Here is a 16,525-nt window from a genome sequence, read left to right as displayed (position 1 = left end):
GGGCGGAAAGTTCCCCCTTGCGAACCGCCGGTACTGCCCTCCGGCTAGCGGTTGACGGCCGACATGTCCTCGTAGCGGTCCCCGACGGGAGCCGCGACGGCACCGAGCTGGGCGAGCTGGTCCTCCGTGAGGACCAGGGCGTCGGCCGCGACGTTCTCCTCGAGGTAGCGCACCTGCTTGGTGCCGGGGATCGGGGCGATATCGTCTCCCTGCGCCAGGAGCCAGGCCAGGGCGACCTGCCCGGGGGTGGCGTCGAGTTGGCGTGCGACGTCGTCCACCTGTTCAACGATCCGGATGTTCGCCTGCAGGTTCTCTCCGGCGAAACGGGGATTGTTGCGGCGGAAGTCCGTCTCGTCGAGCTGGTCGACCGAGCGGATGGTCCCGGTCAGGAATCCCCTGCCGAGCGGGGAGTAGGGCACGAAGCCGATACCGAGTTCGCGCACCAGCGGGAGGATCTCGGCTTCGGGATCCCTGCTCCACAGCGAGTACTCCGTCTGCAGTGCTGTCACCGGGTGGACCGCGTGCGCCCTGCGGATGGTCTCCGGCGCTGCCTCGGAGAGGCCGATGTGCCGGATCTTGCCCTCCTGGACCAGTCCGGCCAGGGCGCCCATGGTGTCCTCCACCGGCACGGATGGGTCCATGCGGTGCTGGTAGTAGAGGTCGATGGAATCGACCGCCAGGCGCTTGAGGGATCCTTCGACCGAGAGCCGCACGTTCTCCTGGCTGCCGTCCAGGCCCCGGGCATCGCCGGCCGTGTGGCGGATCGTCCCGAACTTCGTGGCGATCACGGCCTCGTCCCGCCTGCCCCGGAGGGCACGGCCCAGCAGTTCCTCGTTCGTGTAGGGGCCGTAGATCTCCGCGGTGTCGAAGAAGGTGACCCCGAGATCGAGGGCCCGGTGGATGGTCCTCGTGGCGCCGGCGTCGTCCTTGCCGCTGCCCGTGTAGAACGCGGACATTCCCATGCAGCCCAGGCCGAGCCGGGAGACGTCGAGGCCGGAGCCGAGGGTGATGGTCTTCATGGGATGCCTCCGGAGTCGAGGGTAGGGTGCCTGGGCAAGAGTACGCCCGGCGGGAACGGAGCACGAGGGAATCCCGCCATCGCATTTGTTGCACGGTGTGCAACTTCGCATCTAGGCTTGGTCCGTGCTGAGTACCACCGACAATGCGGAGCCGCTGGGGCGCCGCGAGCAGAACAAGGCCGACACGCGCCGCGCGATCGCCGACGCGGCCTTCGACCTCGCACGGTCCGTCGGCCCGGGGGCCTTCACCGTCGACCAGATCGCAGGACGCGCCGGGGTCTCGCGCCGGACGTTCTTCAACTACTTCCACAGTGCGGAGGATGCGCTGACCGTCCGCACCGACACGTTCCTCGAGCTGGCGCTCGAGGTCTTCGGGCAGATGCCCTCCGATGAACCGCTGTTCGACTCCATCGTGCGCTCCTTCAGCGAGACGACGCGGATGGAGGGCCTGTCGCTGCACGGCGAACTCTTCCGCATGGCGGACACGAATCCCGACCTCCTGCGCGCCCAGCTCCATTCGTGGGAGCGGGCCGAGACCCGGATCGTCGGGGCACTGCGCCGCCGGCTCGGGGCCGCCGCGCCGGATCTCTACCTCTCGGCCCTCGTAGGGTGCGTGCTGTCCTGCACGAAGGCCGCGATGCGGGACTGGGCGGCGAGTACGCCGGAGTCGGGCGACGACTCCGGCAAGCAGCTCGAGGCGCGTATCCTCGCTTCCCTGGCCATGCTGCGGGACGGCTTCGCTGATCCCGTCGCCGATTCCGTCGCCGTCCCCGGCGGCCCTCCTGCCGGTTCCTGACCCTTCCGCTTCCCGACTCCCCGCAAGGATTCCTCATGGCTTTTCTGCTCTACCGGCTCGGCTCGTTCGCCTTCCGCAGGCGATGGTGGGTCATTTCCGCCTGGCTCGCGATCATGCTCGCGGTGGGGGGCGCCGCCGTCGCCTTCTCCGGCACCCTGACGAACAACTTCACGATTCCCGGCACCGAGTCGCAGCGCATCTCCGACCGGTTGCGTGAGGAACTGCCCGAGGCCGTGGGCGGCACGGGTACGGTCGTCTTCACCACCGACGACGGGACCGCGTTCTCGCCGGAGCAGCGCGAGGGAGTCCAGGCCGCGCTGACAGCCATCTCGGGGCTCGACGGGGTCCGGGGCGTCATCGATCCGTTCGACGTGGCGGACCAGATGGCGGCCGGGGCCAAGGACCTCGAGTCAGGACGCGCCGAGCTGGAGGCGGGCGAGCAGCAGCTGAGCGCGGGCGAGGAGCAGCTCGAGCAGGGGCAGGCCAAGCTCGACCAGCAGCGCGCCCAGTTCGAGCAGGCCCGCCGCCTGCTTCGCCCGGCGCGGGTCGCGGCCATCGAGCAGCAGCTCGAGCAGGGGCAGGCCCAGCTCGACGCCAGCCGGACGGAACTCGACGCCGGACGTGAGCGGCTCGAGGCGAGCAGGACCCAGCTCGACCTCGGGCAGCGGCAGGTGGACGCTACCTCCGGTGTGCGCCTCCTGTCCGAGGACGGCTCCACCGCCGTCGCCAGCGTCCAGTTCGACCAGCAGATCAACAGCGTCTCGCCCGAACTGCGGGAGAGCGTGCAGGAGCAGGCCGCAGAGGCCGAGTCCGCAGGAGTGACCGTCGACTACAGCAAGGAGATCGTCGAGGACGTTTCCGGCATCGTCGGCGCCACGGAGGCCCTCGGCCTGGCCGTCGCCGCCGCCGTCCTCATCGTCATGCTCGGTACGCTGATCGCTGCCGGCCTGCCGCTCCTCATGGCCGTGGTGGGCGTCGGAGTGGGCGTAGGTATCACGTTCGCACTCTCGGGCGTCGTCGAGCTGAACAGCATCTCGCCGGTCCTCGCCCTGATGCTCGGCCTCGCCGTCGGCATCGACTACTCACTGTTCATCGTGAACCGCCACCGGACGCAGCTGCTGCACGGCATGGAGATGCAGGAGTCGATCGCCCGCGCGACCGGAACGGCAGGCAACGCCGTCCTCTTCGCGGGCATCACGGTGATCGTTGCGCTGGCGGCGCTCGCGGTCCCCGGGCTGCCGTTCCTGACCGTGATGGGCCTGTCGGCTGCCGGTACGGTCGCCGTCTCGGTGCTCGTGGCGCTGACCCTGACGCCGGCACTCCTCGCCCTGATGGGGCGGCGGATCATCTCGAAGCGCCGCTGGGACAAGGCACGCGGCCACAAGCATTCGGCGGCGGTGCCCGTGGACAGCGACAGTGGGACGTCCCTCGCGGACCAGCGGGCGGCGAACGGCTCCGGCTGGGGCGGACTCGTGACCCGGAAGCCCGTTCTGACGGTCCTCGCCGGTGTGGTCCTGCTGGGGGTCATCGCGATCCCGGCTGCGCAACTGCGCGTAGGGCTGCCCGACGGCGGCACGGAGCCCGCCGACTCGACGGCGTTCCAGGCCTACAGCACCATCGGTGAGAAGTTCGGAGCAGGAACCAACGGGCCGCTGATCGTCGTCGGGTCCCTGCCCGAGACGGCCGACGAGGCGGAGCTGACGGCCCTGCAGCTGGACGTCAACGACCTGCTGCGCAAGGTCCCCGGCGTGGCCGCCTCCGTGCCCGCGACGGTGAGCGAGGACGGCCGCACGGCGATCTTCCAGGTCATCCCGGAGGAGGGTCCGGCCAGCGAGCCCACGGAGAACCTCGTCCGCGACCTGCGGAACTCGACCGACGAATTCGAGGACCAGACCGGCGTCCCCATCGCCGTCACCGGCCAGACCGCCGCCAACATCGACGTCTCGGCCAAACTCATGGAGGCGCTGCCGGTCTACCTCGGCATCGTCGTCGGGCTGTCGCTGATCCTGCTGCTGCTGGTCTTCCGCTCGATCCTCGTGCCCGTCATCGCGACCGCCGGCTTCCTGCTCTCGCTCCTCGCGAGCTTCGGCGCCACGGTCGCCATCTACCAGTGGGGCTGGCTGGGCGACTTCTTCGGCATCACCAATCCGGGGCCGATCCTGAGCTTCCTCCCGATCATCCTGATCGGTGTGCTCTTCGGGCTCGCCATGGACTACCAGATGTTCCTGGTGTCCGGCATGCGCGAGGCGTACGTCCATGGCGGCGACCCCAAGGCGGCGGTGCGCGTCGGCTTCAGCCACGGGGCGCGCGTGGTCACGGCCGCGGCCATCATCATGGTCTCCGTCTTCGCGGGCTTCGTCTTCTCGCACCTCGCCATGGTGCGTCCCATTGGCTTCGGACTCGCCTTCGGGGTGCTGCTGGACGCGTTCGTGGTCCGTATGACGCTGGTCCCGGCCGCGATGTACCTCCTGGGCAGGCATGCATGGTGGCTGCCCGCATGGCTCGGACGGATCCTGCCCGACGTCGACGTCGAGGGCGCGAGGCTCCTGCGCGAGGAGAAGGAGCGGGAGCCGGTCCCGGTGTAGGGCGGTTACGGGGCCCGGGTGGGCTACGCGCCGAGGTAGCGCCCGGGCCGGTGGTTGAGGGCCAGCACGAGGTTGAGCAGCACGGCGCCGATCGCGGACAGCAGGACGGTCGCCGGCTCGACGACGGTGAAGGCGGCGAGGATGATGCCCGTGTCCAGTGCCATCTGCACGTACCCGGCTCGCCAGTTCAGTCGTTCCTGCAGGATCAGCGCGAGGATGTTGAAACCGCCGAGGCTCGCCTTGTGCCGGAAGAGGATGAGGAGTCCGACCCCGGCCAGCAGGTTGCCGCCGAGGGCGGCGTAGAGCGGGTTGAGGGTCATCCCGCCGAGCGCCAGCGGGTGCAGGTAGGACAGGCCCGAGACGAGGGCGACCGCCGCCATGGTGCGAAGGGTGAAGTCCCAGCCCTTCTTCCACACCGCCAGGGCGAAGAAGGGCACGTTCACGGCGAAGAACAGGACGCTGAAGGGGAGTCCTCCCGCGTAGCTCAGCAGCAGGGCGAGGCCGGCCGTACCGCCGGTGACCGCGCCGCTCGTCTTGAGCAGGAACAGGCCGAGGGACACCGTGAACGTGCCCGTGACCATCCCGAGGACGTCCTCCAGCACGGAGTGCCGGACGATCAGGTCTGCGTCGTCGAGTTCGGGGCGGTGCGTGGTGGTGTCCATGGCCGCAAGGTATCACCGGCCCTTTCCGCGGGACCAATGCATCCCCCCGGATGTGAAGGAAAGCACAGCCGGCGCCTTCCGGCGCAGGACGGTGTCGTCCGGAGTCAGGCGGTACCGGACTGCTCCGCAGCCCGCCAGGCCTCCACCTCGGCCAGCAGTGCCGCACGGCGTCCGTCATCGAGGAACGCGGACCGGAACGAGTTCCCGGCAAGCGTGGCGAGCTGGTCCGCGTCCAGCCCGAAGGCCTTCCCCAGCGCTGTGAAGTTGTCGTCCACGTAGCCGCCGAAGTAGGCAGGATCGTCCGAGTTCACGGACACGTTCAGGCCGCGGGCCAGCATCTCCGGCAGAGGATGGTCCGGCAGGGTGTCGATGGCGCGGAGCCGGACGTTCGAGAGCGGACAGACGGTCAGCGGTACGCGGTCGAGGACGAGCCGCTCCACGAGGGTGTCGTCCTCCATGCAGCGGATGCCGTGGTCCAGCCGGTCCACCCGCAGGACGTCGAGCGCCTCCCAGATGTAGGCGGGAGGGCCCTCCTCGCCAGCGTGCGCGATGCATTTCAGGCCGGCGCTGCGGGCACTCTCGTACACCTCGGAGAAGAGCGACGGCGGGTATCCCACCTCCGCCGAATCGAGACCGATACCGATGATGGGGGCGTCCATGGCGAGAAGGTCCTGCAGCACTCCGAGCGCCTCCGCGGCCGGACGGTCGCGGAGGAACGCGGCGATGAGCGCCGTGCTGACGCCGAACTCGGTCTCGCTCGTGGCGAGGGCCCCCGCCACTCCGTTCACGCACGTCTCGAGGGCGACGCCGCGGGCGAGGTGCGCCTGCGGGTCCATCATGATCTCGGCGTGGCGCACGCCGGCGGCGGATGCGCGGCGGAGGTACGCCCGCGTCATGTCCGCGAAGTCCTCTTCCGTGCGCAGCACGTCCATGTTCGCGTAGTAGAGATCGAGGAAGGACTGAAGGTCCGTGAAGGCGTAGCGGGCCGCGAGGTCCGCGGTGTCGGCGTAGGGGAGGTCGATCCCGTTGCGGGCGGCGAGCGCGAAGATGAGATCGGGCTCGAGGGTCCCCTCGATGTGCAGGTGGAGTTCGGCGCAGGGCAATGACGGCATCGCCCCAGCCTAGGAGAGCGCACCGCCACGTGGCGAACCGCCGGGCCCGGCGGGCGGACGCGGAAGGGCGGACCCGTGCGGGTCCGCCCTTCGTTCGTGCGGTGTTCGTGCAGTTCCTGCAGTGGTTCCTGCCGGCCGGTGCGGTTCCCCTAGTAGAGGGCTGCTTCCGACTCGGTGGCCGGCGTGACGCCGCGCCCGAGGTTTGCGGCAAGCTTCGCGCCGAGTTCGGCATCCACGTTGGCCCAGTACTGGACGGCCCGGGCACGGATTTCGTCGCTCTTCACGCCGCCGACCGCGCCGGTGATCGTCTCAAGGAAGCGGGCACGCTGGGCGTCGTCGAACACCTCGCGGTACAGCGTTCCGGCCTGGCCGAAGTCGTCATCCTCCGGGTGGAGGGAGTGCGCCGCCCGGACGAGGTCGCCGTCGTTCTCCCAGCCGCCGTGCGCACCGTACTGTGCGGGATCCGCGGCGGGTCCGCCCACCGAGTTCGGGGCGTACACCGGGGTGGAAGCGGAGTTGAAGTGGTAGCGGCCGGAGCCGTCCTTCGAGTAGTTCCGCACCTCGTTCTTCGGCATGTTCACCGGCAGCTGCGCGTGGTTGGTACCCACGCGGTAGCGGTGGGCGTCCGCGTAGGAGAAGATGCGGGCCTGCAGCATGCGGTCGGGGCTCGCGGCGATGCCGGGCACGAAGTTCGACGGCGCGAAGGTGGCCTGCTCGATCTGCGCGAAGTAGTTCTCCGGGTTGCGGTTGAGCGTGAGCCGGCCGACCGGGATCAGGGGGTAGTCGGCCTGCGGCCAGACCTTCGTGAGGTCGAACGGGTTGAAGCGGTACGTCTTCGCATCGTCGTAGGGCATGATCTGGACCTTGAGGTCCCAGCTCGGGTGGTTGCCCCTGGCGATGTTCTCGGACAGGTCGCGCAGGTGGTGATCGGCGTCCGAACCGGCCAGGGACTCGGCCTCGTCGACGGTGAGGACCTCGTGGCCCTGGTTGGACTTGAAGTGGTACTTTACCCAGAACTTCTCGTTGGACTCGTTGATCCACATGTACGTGTGCGAGCCGTAACCGTTCATGGTGCGCCAGGAGTTGGGCAGGCCGCGGTCGCCCATCAGCCAGGTCACCTGGTGCGCCGATTCGGGGCTCAGGGTCCAGAAGTCCCACTGCATGTCGGCGTCGCGCAGGTTGGTGCCGGGGAGGCGCTTCTGCGAGTGGATGAAGTCGGGGAACTTGATGCCGTCGCGGATGAAGAACACCGGGGTGTTGTTGCCCACGAGGTCGTAGTTGCCTTCGGAGGTGTAGAACTTGAGCGCGAAGCCGCGGGGGTCGCGCCACGTGTCGGGCGAACCCTGCTCGCCGGCCACGGAGGAGAAGCGGAGGAGGGTCTCCGTCGTCGTACCCTGCTGGAAGAGCGCCGCGCGGGTGTACATGCTGACGTCCTCGGTGGTCTCGAAAACACCGAAGGCTCCGCCGCCCTTGGCGTGGACCACGCGCTCGGGGACGCGCTCGCGGTTGAACTGGGCGAGCTTCTCGACGAGGTAGTGGTCGGTCAGCGGGATCGCGCCGTCGCGCCCGAGGACGGACGAGTTGCTGTCATCGATGACGGGGGCGCCGGACTGCGTGGTGCTGAAGTTCGCGGACATAGTGCTCCTATTCGTGGGATTCGGATGGGTGGGGGCTGGGAGCTGCCGAGCGGCAGTCGTCGCAGAGGCCCTGGTAGAGGACCTCGGCGATCTGGATGGTCATGCGGTGCGCGCCGGGCGACCACTCGGGAGTCAGGCAGGGGGCGTGTCCCACGGCGCAGTCGACGTCCTCGATCCGGCCGCAGCCGGTGCAGACGGCGTGGTGGTGGTTGTCGCCCACACGGGTCTCGTACCGGGCGGGGGAGTGCGGCGTGTCGATGCGGCGCAGGAGGCCGAGGTCGGTGAGGTCGGCCAGGATCACGTAGACCGACTGCACGGTGATGTGCGGCAGGGCGGCGCGGACCGCGGCCGCGGCGTCGTCGGCGGTGGCATGGGGCGACTGCTCGACGGCGGCGAGGACGGCGAGGCGCTGGCGCGTCACCCTCCGATGGGAGGAGTGCAGTGCCGCCGACCACCGGGCCTCACGGGCCTCCGGGGCGCTGGCTGTCTTCGTCATGCCCCGAGTCAATCAGTAAATCTGAGTAAGTCATAATAAGGCGCGACTAACTTGCGCACCACGCGGCCCATCCGGTCGGTACCGTGGAGAGTGTGAATCTCCTCGAGCGGGGCTGGGCCTGGATGCTGGACTACGCCTATGTCGGTTTCTGGCAGGTGCACGGCTTCGTCCTTCGGGAGGACCCGGCACGGTATCTGACGCCGGCGCCGGGAGCGCCCGAGGGCAAGGCCCCCGTGCTGCTGATCCCTGGCATCTACGAGACATGGCAGTTCATGCGGCCGATCGCCGACCACCTGCATCGGGCCGGCCATCCGGTCCACGTGGTGCAGAAGCTGGGCTACAACCGCGGCACCGTGGAAGCCATGGCCCTGCTGGCCGCCGGCTACATCGAGGAGCACGACCTCACCGATGTCGTCGTAGTCGCGCACAGCAAGGGCGGACTGATCGGCAAGTTCCTCATGACCATGTCCAGCATTGCTCCACGCATCACCCGCCTGGTGGCGATCAATACGCCGTTCTCCGGCTCCATCTACGCCAACTTCTTCCTCCTGCCGAGCATCCGTGCCTTCTCCCCCCGGGACCGGACCCTGCGGGCGCTGCTCGCCAACCTCGACATCAATGCGCACATCACCTCGATCTACGGCCGGTTCGATCCGCATATCCCGGGCGGCAGTTTCGTGGAGGGTGCACGCAACATCCAGCTCGACACGATGGGCCACTTCCGCCCCATCGCCGACGCGCGTGTGCTGCAGGAAGTCGACCGCGCCATCGAGGCGGGGGAGCGCGACGCCGCCTGAGCCGCCGTTTGGTTGCTGGTGCGAACCAATGCCCGGCTAGACTCTTCCCGTGCCCAGACTCCTCGCCGACATCACCCCGCTGAGGGAGTCCCCGGCATTCCGCCGGCTCTACATCGGTACGGCACTCTCCGCCATCGGTACGCAGCTCACCATCGTTGCCGTGAGCCTGCAGATCTACGCGCTCACGCAGTCGACCTTCAGCGTCGGGCTGCTCAGTCTCTTCGCCCTGGTGCCGCTCGTCGTCGCGGGCCTATACGGTGGTGCGGTCGCGGATGCGCAGGATCGCCGCAGGGTGGCGCTCTTCTCGGGCCTGGCGCTGTGGGGCACCACCATGGCCATCGCGGCCCAGGCCTGGATCGGCGCAGACAGCGTCTGGCTGCTGTACATCCTGATCGCCATCCAGTCGGGAGCCGCCGGCATCAACCAGCCCACGCGCAGCTCGATCATCCCGCGCCTCGTCCGCCCGGCACTGCTGCCCGCGGCGAATGCGCTGAGCATGATCACCTTCGGGCTCGCATTCACCGTCGGCCCGCTGCTCGCCGGTGTCCTCGTGGCACAGGTGGGCTACGCCTGGACGTACACGGTCGACGTCGTCACCTTCACGTTCGCGCTGTGGGCCGTCTTCCGCCTCCCGCCCCTGCCACCCGAGGGCCCGACCCGGCGGGCGGGCCTCGCCACGGTACTCGAGGGCTTCCGCTTCCTCGGCACGCGGCCGAACATCCGCATGACCTTCATCCTCGACCTCATCGCCATGATCACCTCCCAGCCGCGTGCACTGCTGCCCGCCGTCGGCGCAGTGCTCATCGGCGGGGGCGAGCGGACCGTGGGCATCCTGCTCGCCTCGGCCGCCTTCGGGTCGGTGCTGGCCGGCCTGTTCTCGGGACCGCTGGGCCGCGTGCACAAGCAGGGCCAGGCCGTCATCTGGTCCATCGTCGGGTGGGGTGCCTCCGTGGCCGGCTTCGGGCTGGTCGTCGTCCTTGCGACCTCGTCCGCCCTGCCGGCACCCGGCGAGGGGGAACTGTCCGCCTGGGTGCTGCCCGCATCCGCATGCCTCGTCCTCGCGGGCGTCGCAGACTCCATCAGCAGCGTCTTCCGCAACACCATCCTGCAGTCGGCGACGCCGGACGCGATGCGCGGACGCCTCCAGGGCGTCTTCATCGTCGTCGTCGCGGGTGGTCCCCGGCTCGGGGACATGGTGGCCGGCGGGCAGGCGGCGTGGCTGGGGGAGGGCTGGACCGCCGTCGTCGGCGGCCTCTGCTGCGTGGTGCTGGTGCTCGCTCTGGCCCGCTGGCAGCCGCGCTTCGCCCGGTACGACTCCCGCCGGCCGGAGCCCTGACCGCCGCTTTTCCCAGCCGCCCTTTTCCCAGCCGCCGTGCAGCGCGCCGCCGTACGATGATCGGAACACCCCGCTCCGACCCGCCGTTGTACCGATGGGCCACCGGGCCGCTACAGCCAAGGAGTGACAGTGCACAACCATTTCAACGGGGCCAAGACGGCGTTGTTGTTCGGCGCCCTCATGGGCATCTTCCTCGTCTTCGGCGCAGTGATCGCCGGCGCCACGGGCAGTTCGTCCTTCATCTGGATCTTCGCCCTCTTCGGCGTCGGGTCGATCGCCTACAGCTACTGGAACAGCGACAAGATCGCCATCCGCAGCATGGGTGCCGTCGAGGTCACCGAGCAGCAGGCGCCCGCCATGTACCGGATCGTCAGGGAGCTGAGCGCGCGCGCCGGCAAGCCGATGCCGAGGCTCTACATCTCACCGACTCTGGCGCCGAACGCCTTCGCAACCGGCCGTAATCCGGAGAACTCAGCGGTGTGCTGCACGCAGGGCATCCTGCAGCTGCTCGACGAGCGCGAACTGCGTGGCGTCCTCGGACACGAGCTCATGCACGTGTACAACCGTGACATCCTCACCGGGTCCATCGCGGCCGCCGTCGCAGGTGTCATCACCTCGGTCGCGCAGATGTTCGCCTTCACCGGCATGATGGGCGGCAACCGGAACCAGGGCGGCAACGCCATCGGTGCGCTGCTCCTCGCCATCCTCGCCCCGCTCGCCGCGGGCCTCGTCCAGACGGCCATCGGCCGCACCCGCGAGTACGACGCCGACGAGGACGGCGCGGTCCTGACCGACGATCCCCTGGCGCTCGCCTCGGCCCTCCGGAAGCTGGAGACCGGCACCCAGCGTGCTCCGCTCCCGCAGGACCAGCGCCTCGTGAACACCTCGCACCTCATGATCGCCAACCCGTTCAGGGGCGGGGGGATGGGCCGGCTGTTCGCCACCCACCCGCCGATGGGCGAGCGCATCGCGCGCCTCGAGGGCATGGCGGGCCGTCCGCTGCGTTGACGGCGTCCTGTACGACGACGGCGGCCCCACCTGCGGAAGGTGTGGGGCCGCGGTCATCGTCGACGCTCTCCTGGCGGAACCTAGCGCATGTTGACGAACTGCAGGTCGGCTTCGTCGAAGTTCTTCAGCAGGGCTATGGTGGCCTGCAGGTCGTCGCGGGACTTGGAGCTGACGCGCAGCTCGTCACCCTGGATCTGGGACTTGACGCCCTTCGGGCCCTCGTCGCGGATGAGCTTGTTGATCTTCTTGGCGATGTCCTGGGCGATGCCCTCTTTGATGGAGGTCTCCAGGCGGAATTCCTTGCCGGACGGGTAGGGCTCGCCGGTGTCGAGGGACTTCAGGGAGATGCCGCGCTTGATCATCTTGGACTGCAGGACATCGAGCACGGCCAGGACGCGCTCCTCCGAGTTGGCCTTCATAAGAATCTTCTCGCCGCTGAAGTCCACTTCGGCGCCGACTCCCTTGAAGTCGTACCGCTGAGCGATCTCCTTCTGCGCCTGGTTGAGCGCGTTGGCGACCTCCTGCTTGTCCACTTTGCTTACGACGTCGAACGTGGATTCGCTCGCCACGGTGCCTCCTCGGGGTGTTGGGTTTCTTGCATCAAGACTATCCGCAACCCCTGCGCCGGGCGCCGAACGGTTCACAGCTCCGTGCCAGTTCCCACCGGGGGTGCGTACACGCTCGGGTGGCACGCTGGGAGCCACCTACCGCACCAGAGGAGCCGAACGATGTCCACGACGCCACGCCGCCGCTACCGGGTCCGCCTCCGCAGGGCGGTGGCAGGATCCTTCCTCGCCGCGGCAGCGGCGGCGTCTGTGACAGGCCTTGCCGCAGCGCCCGCGCTCGCATTTCCGCCGGCGGTGGCCGCCGGCGTGGACTCCGCGGACTCCTCCGATGCGGACTCCTTGGACTCCTCCGGTTACGAGGCCCGCGACCTGATCCTCGGACTCCGCCTGGGGTCGTCACCGAACGCCGCATCGACGGTCACCGCAAACGGAGCGACCTCCTCGGCGGAGCGGCTCGCAGGCGTCCGCGCTGACCTCGACCGGGCGGTGCTGCTGCGGATGGTCACGCCCGAACAGGCCGACAAATTCTATGTCCAGATCGAGCGCAGGGTGGCCGCGGGGCTGTGATGCTCCGCCCGATTCGTCACTGGAGCAGTTTGTCTGTAAAGTTGTCTTGCCCGCGCTTGCTGCGGGCGGTCTTCCTACGAAGACGTTCGGCAGATTACCCGAGCGGCCAAAGGGGGCTGACTGTAAATCAGCTGGCAACGCCTACGGGGGTTCGAATCCCTCATCTGCCACAGCAAGGAGAGGCCGGTACTTCCGCTAGAAGTAGGGGAAGTACCGGCCTCTTGTGTTTAAGCGTTCGGGCTCATGCCCACATTTTGCCCACACTCGCTTGTGAGACAGCGCGATCTAGGGCGTCTGAAACCTCGTCTAAGTCCCCGTCGAACAGGTCCGCGTACACGTCAAGCGTCATCGCCGCGGAGCTATGACCGAGCATCCGTTGGATGGTTTTCACGTTCGCCCCGGACGCCACAGCGAAGCTCGCCGCGGAATGTCTCAGGTCGTGCGGTGTAATGCGGGGGATGCCGGAACGCTTCACAGCACCCGAGAACCACCCGCCGCGATCCTCTTGGACTCTCGTGGATCGCAGGTAGTCGCCATTCTCACCCGGGAACACCAACTCATCTCGAGACTTGCCCTCGCACTGTGCAGCGAGACGTTCTGCAAGGAATCTCGGGAAGGGCACTGACCGGCGTTTATGGTTCTTCGGAGTGCCGACCTCAATCCGGCCCGCGACTTCCACGGCGTTCTCCGACACGAGGATGCGGCGCTTCAGCATGTCTAGGTCCTTCACCCGCAGAGCAACCGCTTCACCCCACCGCAGGCCACAGTAGGCCAACACAAGGATCAGCGTCGGGTACTTACTCTCCCCGGCAAGCGCGTGAACCTGATCGTGCGAGAGGTAGATATGTGGCTTCTTGTTCTTCCGGGGGAGTGTTACGCCTCGAGCAGGGTTCAACAAAAGGCGCCTATCGTCCACGCAGTCATCCAGAATGGACGCCAGCACTCCATAGGCCCGCATGACAACCGTGGCACTCTTAGGCGGCTTTGGGGGGTTGGCTGATGAGTCCCCGCGCGACAGGTCCGAAACCCACTGCTGCACTGCCGTCTTGCGTACCTCAGAAACCGCTGTGCCGCCCCATACGGGCTCTACATGCACTCTCCACGCCGTAGCTACCGGACGATACGACGAGGGCTTTAGATGGCTCTGACGGCTCAGCCATGCCTCAGCCAGTGAACCAACGGTGACACGTGCGGCAGTCGCGTCGATGTACTCCCCGCGAGCTTTGGACACCTCAACGGACGCTAGGAACAGTTCGGCGTCACGCTTGGTCTTGAAGCCCCGCTTGTCGGTCTGCGTTCGGTCTGGCTTCCGGTATCGGACGCGATAGCGCTTGCCGGCGCTCGTCTCATACGGCTCAATCGTCGCCATCAGACACCCCTTGCAATTGTTCCATCAGGACGCGGGTCAAACGTCCCTTCTTCTGAGGAGAGTCATCGGGATTCGCTTGTCGCCTCACCTCTTCCGACAAAAGCACTCCCCAAAGACGCAAAGACCGCTGCGTCAGTTGATCGCGTGAGATTCCAAGCTTCTTCGCCGCCCGTTCATCCGTCAGGCTCCACTGATCGGCAGGGGGAAGCAGACCACGATGGGCCCTGTTGACGATTTCGCTCTCGCGCTCACGACCGCGATGCAGATCGTCAATCTCAAGCGAAAGCTTCTCACCGTCAAAAACCTCACGCAGCACGGGTCCGACCAACGTCATCGTTGGACCAAGAACAACGGGCTTGTCGGTTATGAGGAAATGCCCTGGAGGCACTTCCTCCCCGGATATGTCTGAGATGGCCAGGGACAACGCGAGGACCACTTGGACAGTCGCACTTCCTCGTCCACTCTCGACGTCAGCGAGTCGTCCGGTAGACCAGTTCAGGCCCAGCGCGAACCTCAGCCAGCGAGAAAGCTCGGCCAAAGTGATGTCGTACTGAGCCCGCATCTCCTTGAGGTTCGCGCCTACGACCTCCGCAACAGTCAACGGCTCCATGACCACGACAGTACACGAGATATCGAGACTTGACACCCGATCACGAGAGTGCTTTGCTCATCTCACAAGGTTCGAAATATCGAGTAGTGAGGACTGAGCATGGATGAGGAGCTGATGAAGCCAGATGAGCTGGCCCGGTTCTTGGGTACATCAACAGCGAACCTGGCGCAGCACCGTTACAGGGGGACTGGCCCCCGTTTCGTGAAGATGGGCGGCAGGGCCGTCAGATATCGCAAGAGCGATGTCACTCAGTGGCTGGATGCCAACACGCACAACCAGACAGGAGCGGCGTAATGACACTCACTGATGAACAGCGGATCCGACTAGACCGCCGGCTCCGATTCACAGCAGCAGCAACCCAAACCACTCAAAGGAGCACGACTATGACCACCACGGCCACCGCCACCCCTACGCTCACTTGCCCCGAATGGTGCATCACCGATCACTCGCAGCATCTCGAGGACCCAGAACCCTGCTGGTCCGAACTCCACCAGACGGAGATGTCTACCGTCCAGATGGAACAGCTAGCCGGCATGCCTGAATCGGCCGCAATAAATGCCTACCTCGAACATGGCGCGGAGGGTCAGACCCTGCTGAACATCAGCTCAGAAGACCTGATGAAAATGACCCCGACAGAAGCCCTGGCCTTCGCTGAGAGCGTCGTCAGGCTGGCTCATACGGCTGGGGCACGGTAGAGGGCCCTTTGGAAAAAACACCTAGAGAGATATGTCGCAGTGCCTAGGGAGCGAAATCCCAGAGGCGGTGGAAGGAGATGCACCCCCACCCCTTCACGCCAGCCGCACCCCGTCAGCCGACTCCCTAGGCAAAGTCGGATTTCCTTCCGGTCTACTTCAGCCGGTCTGACATGCGAGACAAGAATTGTCCACATGCTGAGACAAACGGCAAAAATGTCTCCCTAAGAAGATAACTACACAAGGTGACCTCTCGAACTCCCAACCACAGTCCTGGTGACTCACGGGAAAACCCGATGATGACCAGAGGAATGAAGTTGTGTCCATCCCTTAGTGGAGCGCTAGCGGAGCTAAGGGATAGACGCGGAGCGTCGGTCGCTTTTGACTTTGCTCCCAGCCCTCGAAGGTTCCAGGCCGTATCAGTTTGGTGGCAGGTGAACGCGGACAATCACGGCGAACGAAGGCGGGGGTGCTGAGGAAAAGCAGCCTAGAGGACGGGAAGGGGACGTGCTGGGGACATTGCCGGCTGACAGGAGGATTCGTGGCCTATAACACAGAAATAAAGTTTTTTCAACTTTCTGGCCGTATTCGTGCCGGATTGTAGCCCTACCCGTGTTAAACTGGTATAGGCAAAGCAAAAGCCAGTTCCCGAGACTGCAATCTCATGTGGGAACCGGCTTGTGCCATTCAATTTTGAACCGCACCACCGGGACTGTTCGCTGATCCCTAGGTGCTAGATACCCCTCATGGAGGGCTACCCGTGCTTTATACAATACCGGACAACCGAACGTCGGGCAAGGCAAGGCCCGAGACGACGTACAAGTCAATGCTGCCGGCGCATTACGCTCAGGCCGCGTCGTGGCTGACCTTCAATGAGTGGAAGCGGCTTACCGAACGCGCCCGCCGTCGAGCTACAGCACCCGTGATTCTGCCCGCGGAGAACTTCACTGATGCTCTCGACGCGGCGGACCTTTCTGGGCCCGTGAAGTTCACGCTGACAGTGATGCACGACCTTGCTAATCGTGAGGGGCATCTCCAGGTCAGCAAAGCTCATCTAGCTAACCTTCTGGGCACAACTACGCGGACGATCCAGCGGCACTGGGCTATCGCTGAGGCCCATGGCTTCCTCGTCAAGCACGACTATCCGATGGACCAGAAACGCCCTTCGGATATGTGGCTGAGACCCGGTACAGCTCCTAAGCGTGACACGTACTGGGATCAGTTCCCCGAGACGCCGATGCAGGACGCGGAGACGCCCCCGCCGTGGTGAGGT

General features: G+C 66.5%; 17 protein-coding genes and 1 tRNA gene. 10 read left to right on the top strand and 8 right to left on the bottom strand.

Annotated features, from left to right (window positions below; translation table 11 throughout):
* Positions 1-44: 44 nt before the first annotated feature.
* Positions 45-1,019: an aldo/keto reductase gene (locus ACX80I_RS12725; protein ID WP_459345489.1), complete on the bottom strand. Its 975-nt coding sequence runs from the start codon at positions 1,017-1,019 to the stop codon at positions 45-47.
* A 124-nt stretch (positions 1,020-1,143) separates the two neighbouring features.
* On the opposite strand from ACX80I_RS12725, the gene ACX80I_RS12720 reads away from it, so the two are divergent.
* Both ACX80I_RS12720 and ACX80I_RS12715 read left to right on the top strand, forming a co-directional pair.
* On the top strand, positions 1,144-1,815 hold the full coding sequence (locus tag ACX80I_RS12720) for a TetR/AcrR family transcriptional regulator (protein WP_459345488.1): 672 nt from the start codon (positions 1,144-1,146) through the stop codon (positions 1,813-1,815).
* A gap of 35 nt (positions 1,816-1,850) precedes the next feature.
* Positions 1,851-4,400, top strand: a complete 2,550-nt coding sequence (locus ACX80I_RS12715) for an MMPL family transporter (RefSeq protein ID WP_459345487.1) — start codon at positions 1,851-1,853, stop codon at positions 4,398-4,400.
* A 23-nt stretch (positions 4,401-4,423) separates the two neighbouring features.
* Here the strand turns inward: ACX80I_RS12715 and ACX80I_RS12710 are convergent, their stop codons facing one another.
* From ACX80I_RS12710 to ACX80I_RS12695, 4 genes are all read right to left on the bottom strand, one after another.
* Positions 4,424-5,062, bottom strand: coding sequence for a YitT family protein (locus tag ACX80I_RS12710; RefSeq protein WP_459345486.1), 639 nt, complete (start codon positions 5,060-5,062; stop codon positions 4,424-4,426).
* A 104-nt stretch (positions 5,063-5,166) separates the two neighbouring features.
* Complete coding sequence (locus ACX80I_RS12705) at positions 5,167-6,174, bottom strand: adenosine deaminase (RefSeq protein ID WP_459345485.1); 1,008 nt, start codon at positions 6,172-6,174, stop codon at positions 5,167-5,169.
* A gap of 149 nt (positions 6,175-6,323) precedes the next feature.
* A complete protein-coding gene (locus ACX80I_RS12700; RefSeq protein WP_459345484.1) occupies positions 6,324-7,811 on the bottom strand; it encodes a catalase in 1,488 nt (495 codons plus the stop codon).
* A gap of 7 nt (positions 7,812-7,818) precedes the next feature.
* Positions 7,819-8,307, bottom strand: a complete 489-nt coding sequence (locus ACX80I_RS12695; protein WP_459345483.1) for a Fur family transcriptional regulator — start codon at positions 8,305-8,307, stop codon at positions 7,819-7,821.
* Positions 8,308-8,399: 92 nt separating this feature from the next.
* On the opposite strand from ACX80I_RS12695, the gene ACX80I_RS12690 reads away from it, so the two are divergent.
* From ACX80I_RS12690 to htpX, 3 genes are all read left to right on the top strand, one after another.
* Entirely contained in the window at positions 8,400-9,104 is a 705-nt protein-coding gene (locus ACX80I_RS12690) for an alpha/beta hydrolase (protein WP_459345482.1), read from the top strand.
* 49 nt (positions 9,105-9,153) lie between these two features.
* Positions 9,154-10,440, top strand: a complete 1,287-nt coding sequence (locus ACX80I_RS12685) for an MFS transporter (RefSeq protein ID WP_459345481.1) — start codon at positions 9,154-9,156, stop codon at positions 10,438-10,440.
* 129 nt (positions 10,441-10,569) lie between these two features.
* Positions 10,570-11,448: a zinc metalloprotease HtpX gene (gene htpX / locus ACX80I_RS12680; protein WP_459345480.1), complete on the top strand. Its 879-nt coding sequence runs from the start codon at positions 10,570-10,572 to the stop codon at positions 11,446-11,448.
* Between the two features lie 80 nt (positions 11,449-11,528).
* On the opposite strand, the gene ACX80I_RS12675 is transcribed toward htpX, so the two are convergent.
* The gene (locus ACX80I_RS12675) at positions 11,529-12,017 is read right to left on the bottom strand and encodes a YajQ family cyclic di-GMP-binding protein (protein ID WP_459345479.1); all 489 of its coding nucleotides are present in this window, start codon (positions 12,015-12,017) and stop codon (positions 11,529-11,531) included.
* 159 nt (positions 12,018-12,176) lie between these two features.
* On the opposite strand from ACX80I_RS12675, the gene ACX80I_RS12670 reads away from it, so the two are divergent.
* Positions 12,177-12,581 (top strand): hypothetical protein, encoded by a 405-nt coding sequence (locus tag ACX80I_RS12670; RefSeq protein WP_459345478.1) that lies wholly within the window; start codon positions 12,177-12,179, stop codon positions 12,579-12,581.
* An 88-nt stretch (positions 12,582-12,669) separates the two neighbouring features.
* Positions 12,670-12,751: transfer RNA gene (locus tag ACX80I_RS12665), tRNA-Tyr, on the top strand.
* A gap of 71 nt (positions 12,752-12,822) precedes the next feature.
* Here the strand turns inward: ACX80I_RS12665 and ACX80I_RS12660 are convergent.
* Both ACX80I_RS12660 and ACX80I_RS12655 read right to left on the bottom strand, forming a co-directional pair.
* Complete coding sequence (locus ACX80I_RS12660) at positions 12,823-13,950, bottom strand: site-specific integrase (protein WP_459345477.1); 1,128 nt, start codon at positions 13,948-13,950, stop codon at positions 12,823-12,825.
* Complete coding sequence (locus ACX80I_RS12655; protein WP_459345476.1) at positions 13,937-14,560, bottom strand: hypothetical protein; 624 nt, start codon at positions 14,558-14,560, stop codon at positions 13,937-13,939. Before ACX80I_RS12655 ends, ACX80I_RS12660 begins: the two co-directional genes overlap by 14 nt.
* A gap of 99 nt (positions 14,561-14,659) precedes the next feature.
* On the opposite strand from ACX80I_RS12655, the gene ACX80I_RS12650 reads away from it, so the two are divergent.
* The 3 genes from ACX80I_RS12650 to ACX80I_RS12640 all read left to right on the top strand — a co-directional run bounded on the left by ACX80I_RS12650 (position 14,660) and on the right by ACX80I_RS12640 (position 16,522).
* A complete protein-coding gene (locus ACX80I_RS12650; protein WP_459345475.1) occupies positions 14,660-14,854 on the top strand; it encodes a helix-turn-helix transcriptional regulator in 195 nt (64 codons plus the stop codon).
* An 89-nt stretch (positions 14,855-14,943) separates the two neighbouring features.
* Entirely contained in the window at positions 14,944-15,255 is a 312-nt protein-coding gene (locus ACX80I_RS12645; protein WP_459345474.1) for a DUF6907 domain-containing protein, read from the top strand.
* Between the two features lie 757 nt (positions 15,256-16,012).
* Entirely contained in the window at positions 16,013-16,522 is a 510-nt protein-coding gene (locus ACX80I_RS12640; RefSeq protein WP_459345473.1) for a hypothetical protein, read from the top strand.
* Positions 16,523-16,525 lie beyond the last annotated feature (3 nt).

Source organism: Arthrobacter rhamnosi, from assembly GCF_054510855.1.
The sequence above is the reverse complement of the archived record's forward strand: the minus strand, read 5'-3'. Positions and strand labels throughout refer to the sequence as shown.

What these genes read in the sequence shown, in the direction of transcription:
- ACX80I_RS12725 (WP_459345489.1), bottom strand. Translation starts at nt 1,019, where the DNA reads ATGAAGACCATCACCCTCGGCTCCGGCCTCGACGTCTCCCGGCTCGGC.
- ACX80I_RS12715 (WP_459345487.1), top strand. Translation starts at nt 1,851, where the DNA reads ATGGCTTTTCTGCTCTACCGGCTCGGCTCGTTCGCCTTCCGCAGGCGA.
- ACX80I_RS12710 (WP_459345486.1), bottom strand. Translation starts at nt 5,062, where the DNA reads ATGGACACCACCACGCACCGCCCCGAACTCGACGACGCAGACCTGATC.
- ACX80I_RS12705 (WP_459345485.1), bottom strand. Translation starts at nt 6,174, where the DNA reads ATGCCGTCATTGCCCTGCGCCGAACTCCACCTGCACATCGAGGGGACC.
- ACX80I_RS12700 (WP_459345484.1), bottom strand. Translation starts at nt 7,811, where the DNA reads ATGTCCGCGAACTTCAGCACCACGCAGTCCGGCGCCCCCGTCATCGAT.
- ACX80I_RS12695 (WP_459345483.1), bottom strand. Translation starts at nt 8,307, where the DNA reads ATGACGAAGACAGCCAGCGCCCCGGAGGCCCGTGAGGCCCGGTGGTCG.
- ACX80I_RS12670 (WP_459345478.1), top strand. Translation starts at nt 12,177, where the DNA reads ATGTCCACGACGCCACGCCGCCGCTACCGGGTCCGCCTCCGCAGGGCG.
- ACX80I_RS12660 (WP_459345477.1), bottom strand. Translation starts at nt 13,950, where the DNA reads ATGGCGACGATTGAGCCGTATGAGACGAGCGCCGGCAAGCGCTATCGC.
- ACX80I_RS12655 (WP_459345476.1), bottom strand. Translation starts at nt 14,560, where the DNA reads ATGGAGCCGTTGACTGTTGCGGAGGTCGTAGGCGCGAACCTCAAGGAG.
- ACX80I_RS12650 (WP_459345475.1), top strand. Translation starts at nt 14,660, where the DNA reads ATGGATGAGGAGCTGATGAAGCCAGATGAGCTGGCCCGGTTCTTGGGT.
- ACX80I_RS12645 (WP_459345474.1), top strand. Translation starts at nt 14,944, where the DNA reads ATGACCACCACGGCCACCGCCACCCCTACGCTCACTTGCCCCGAATGG.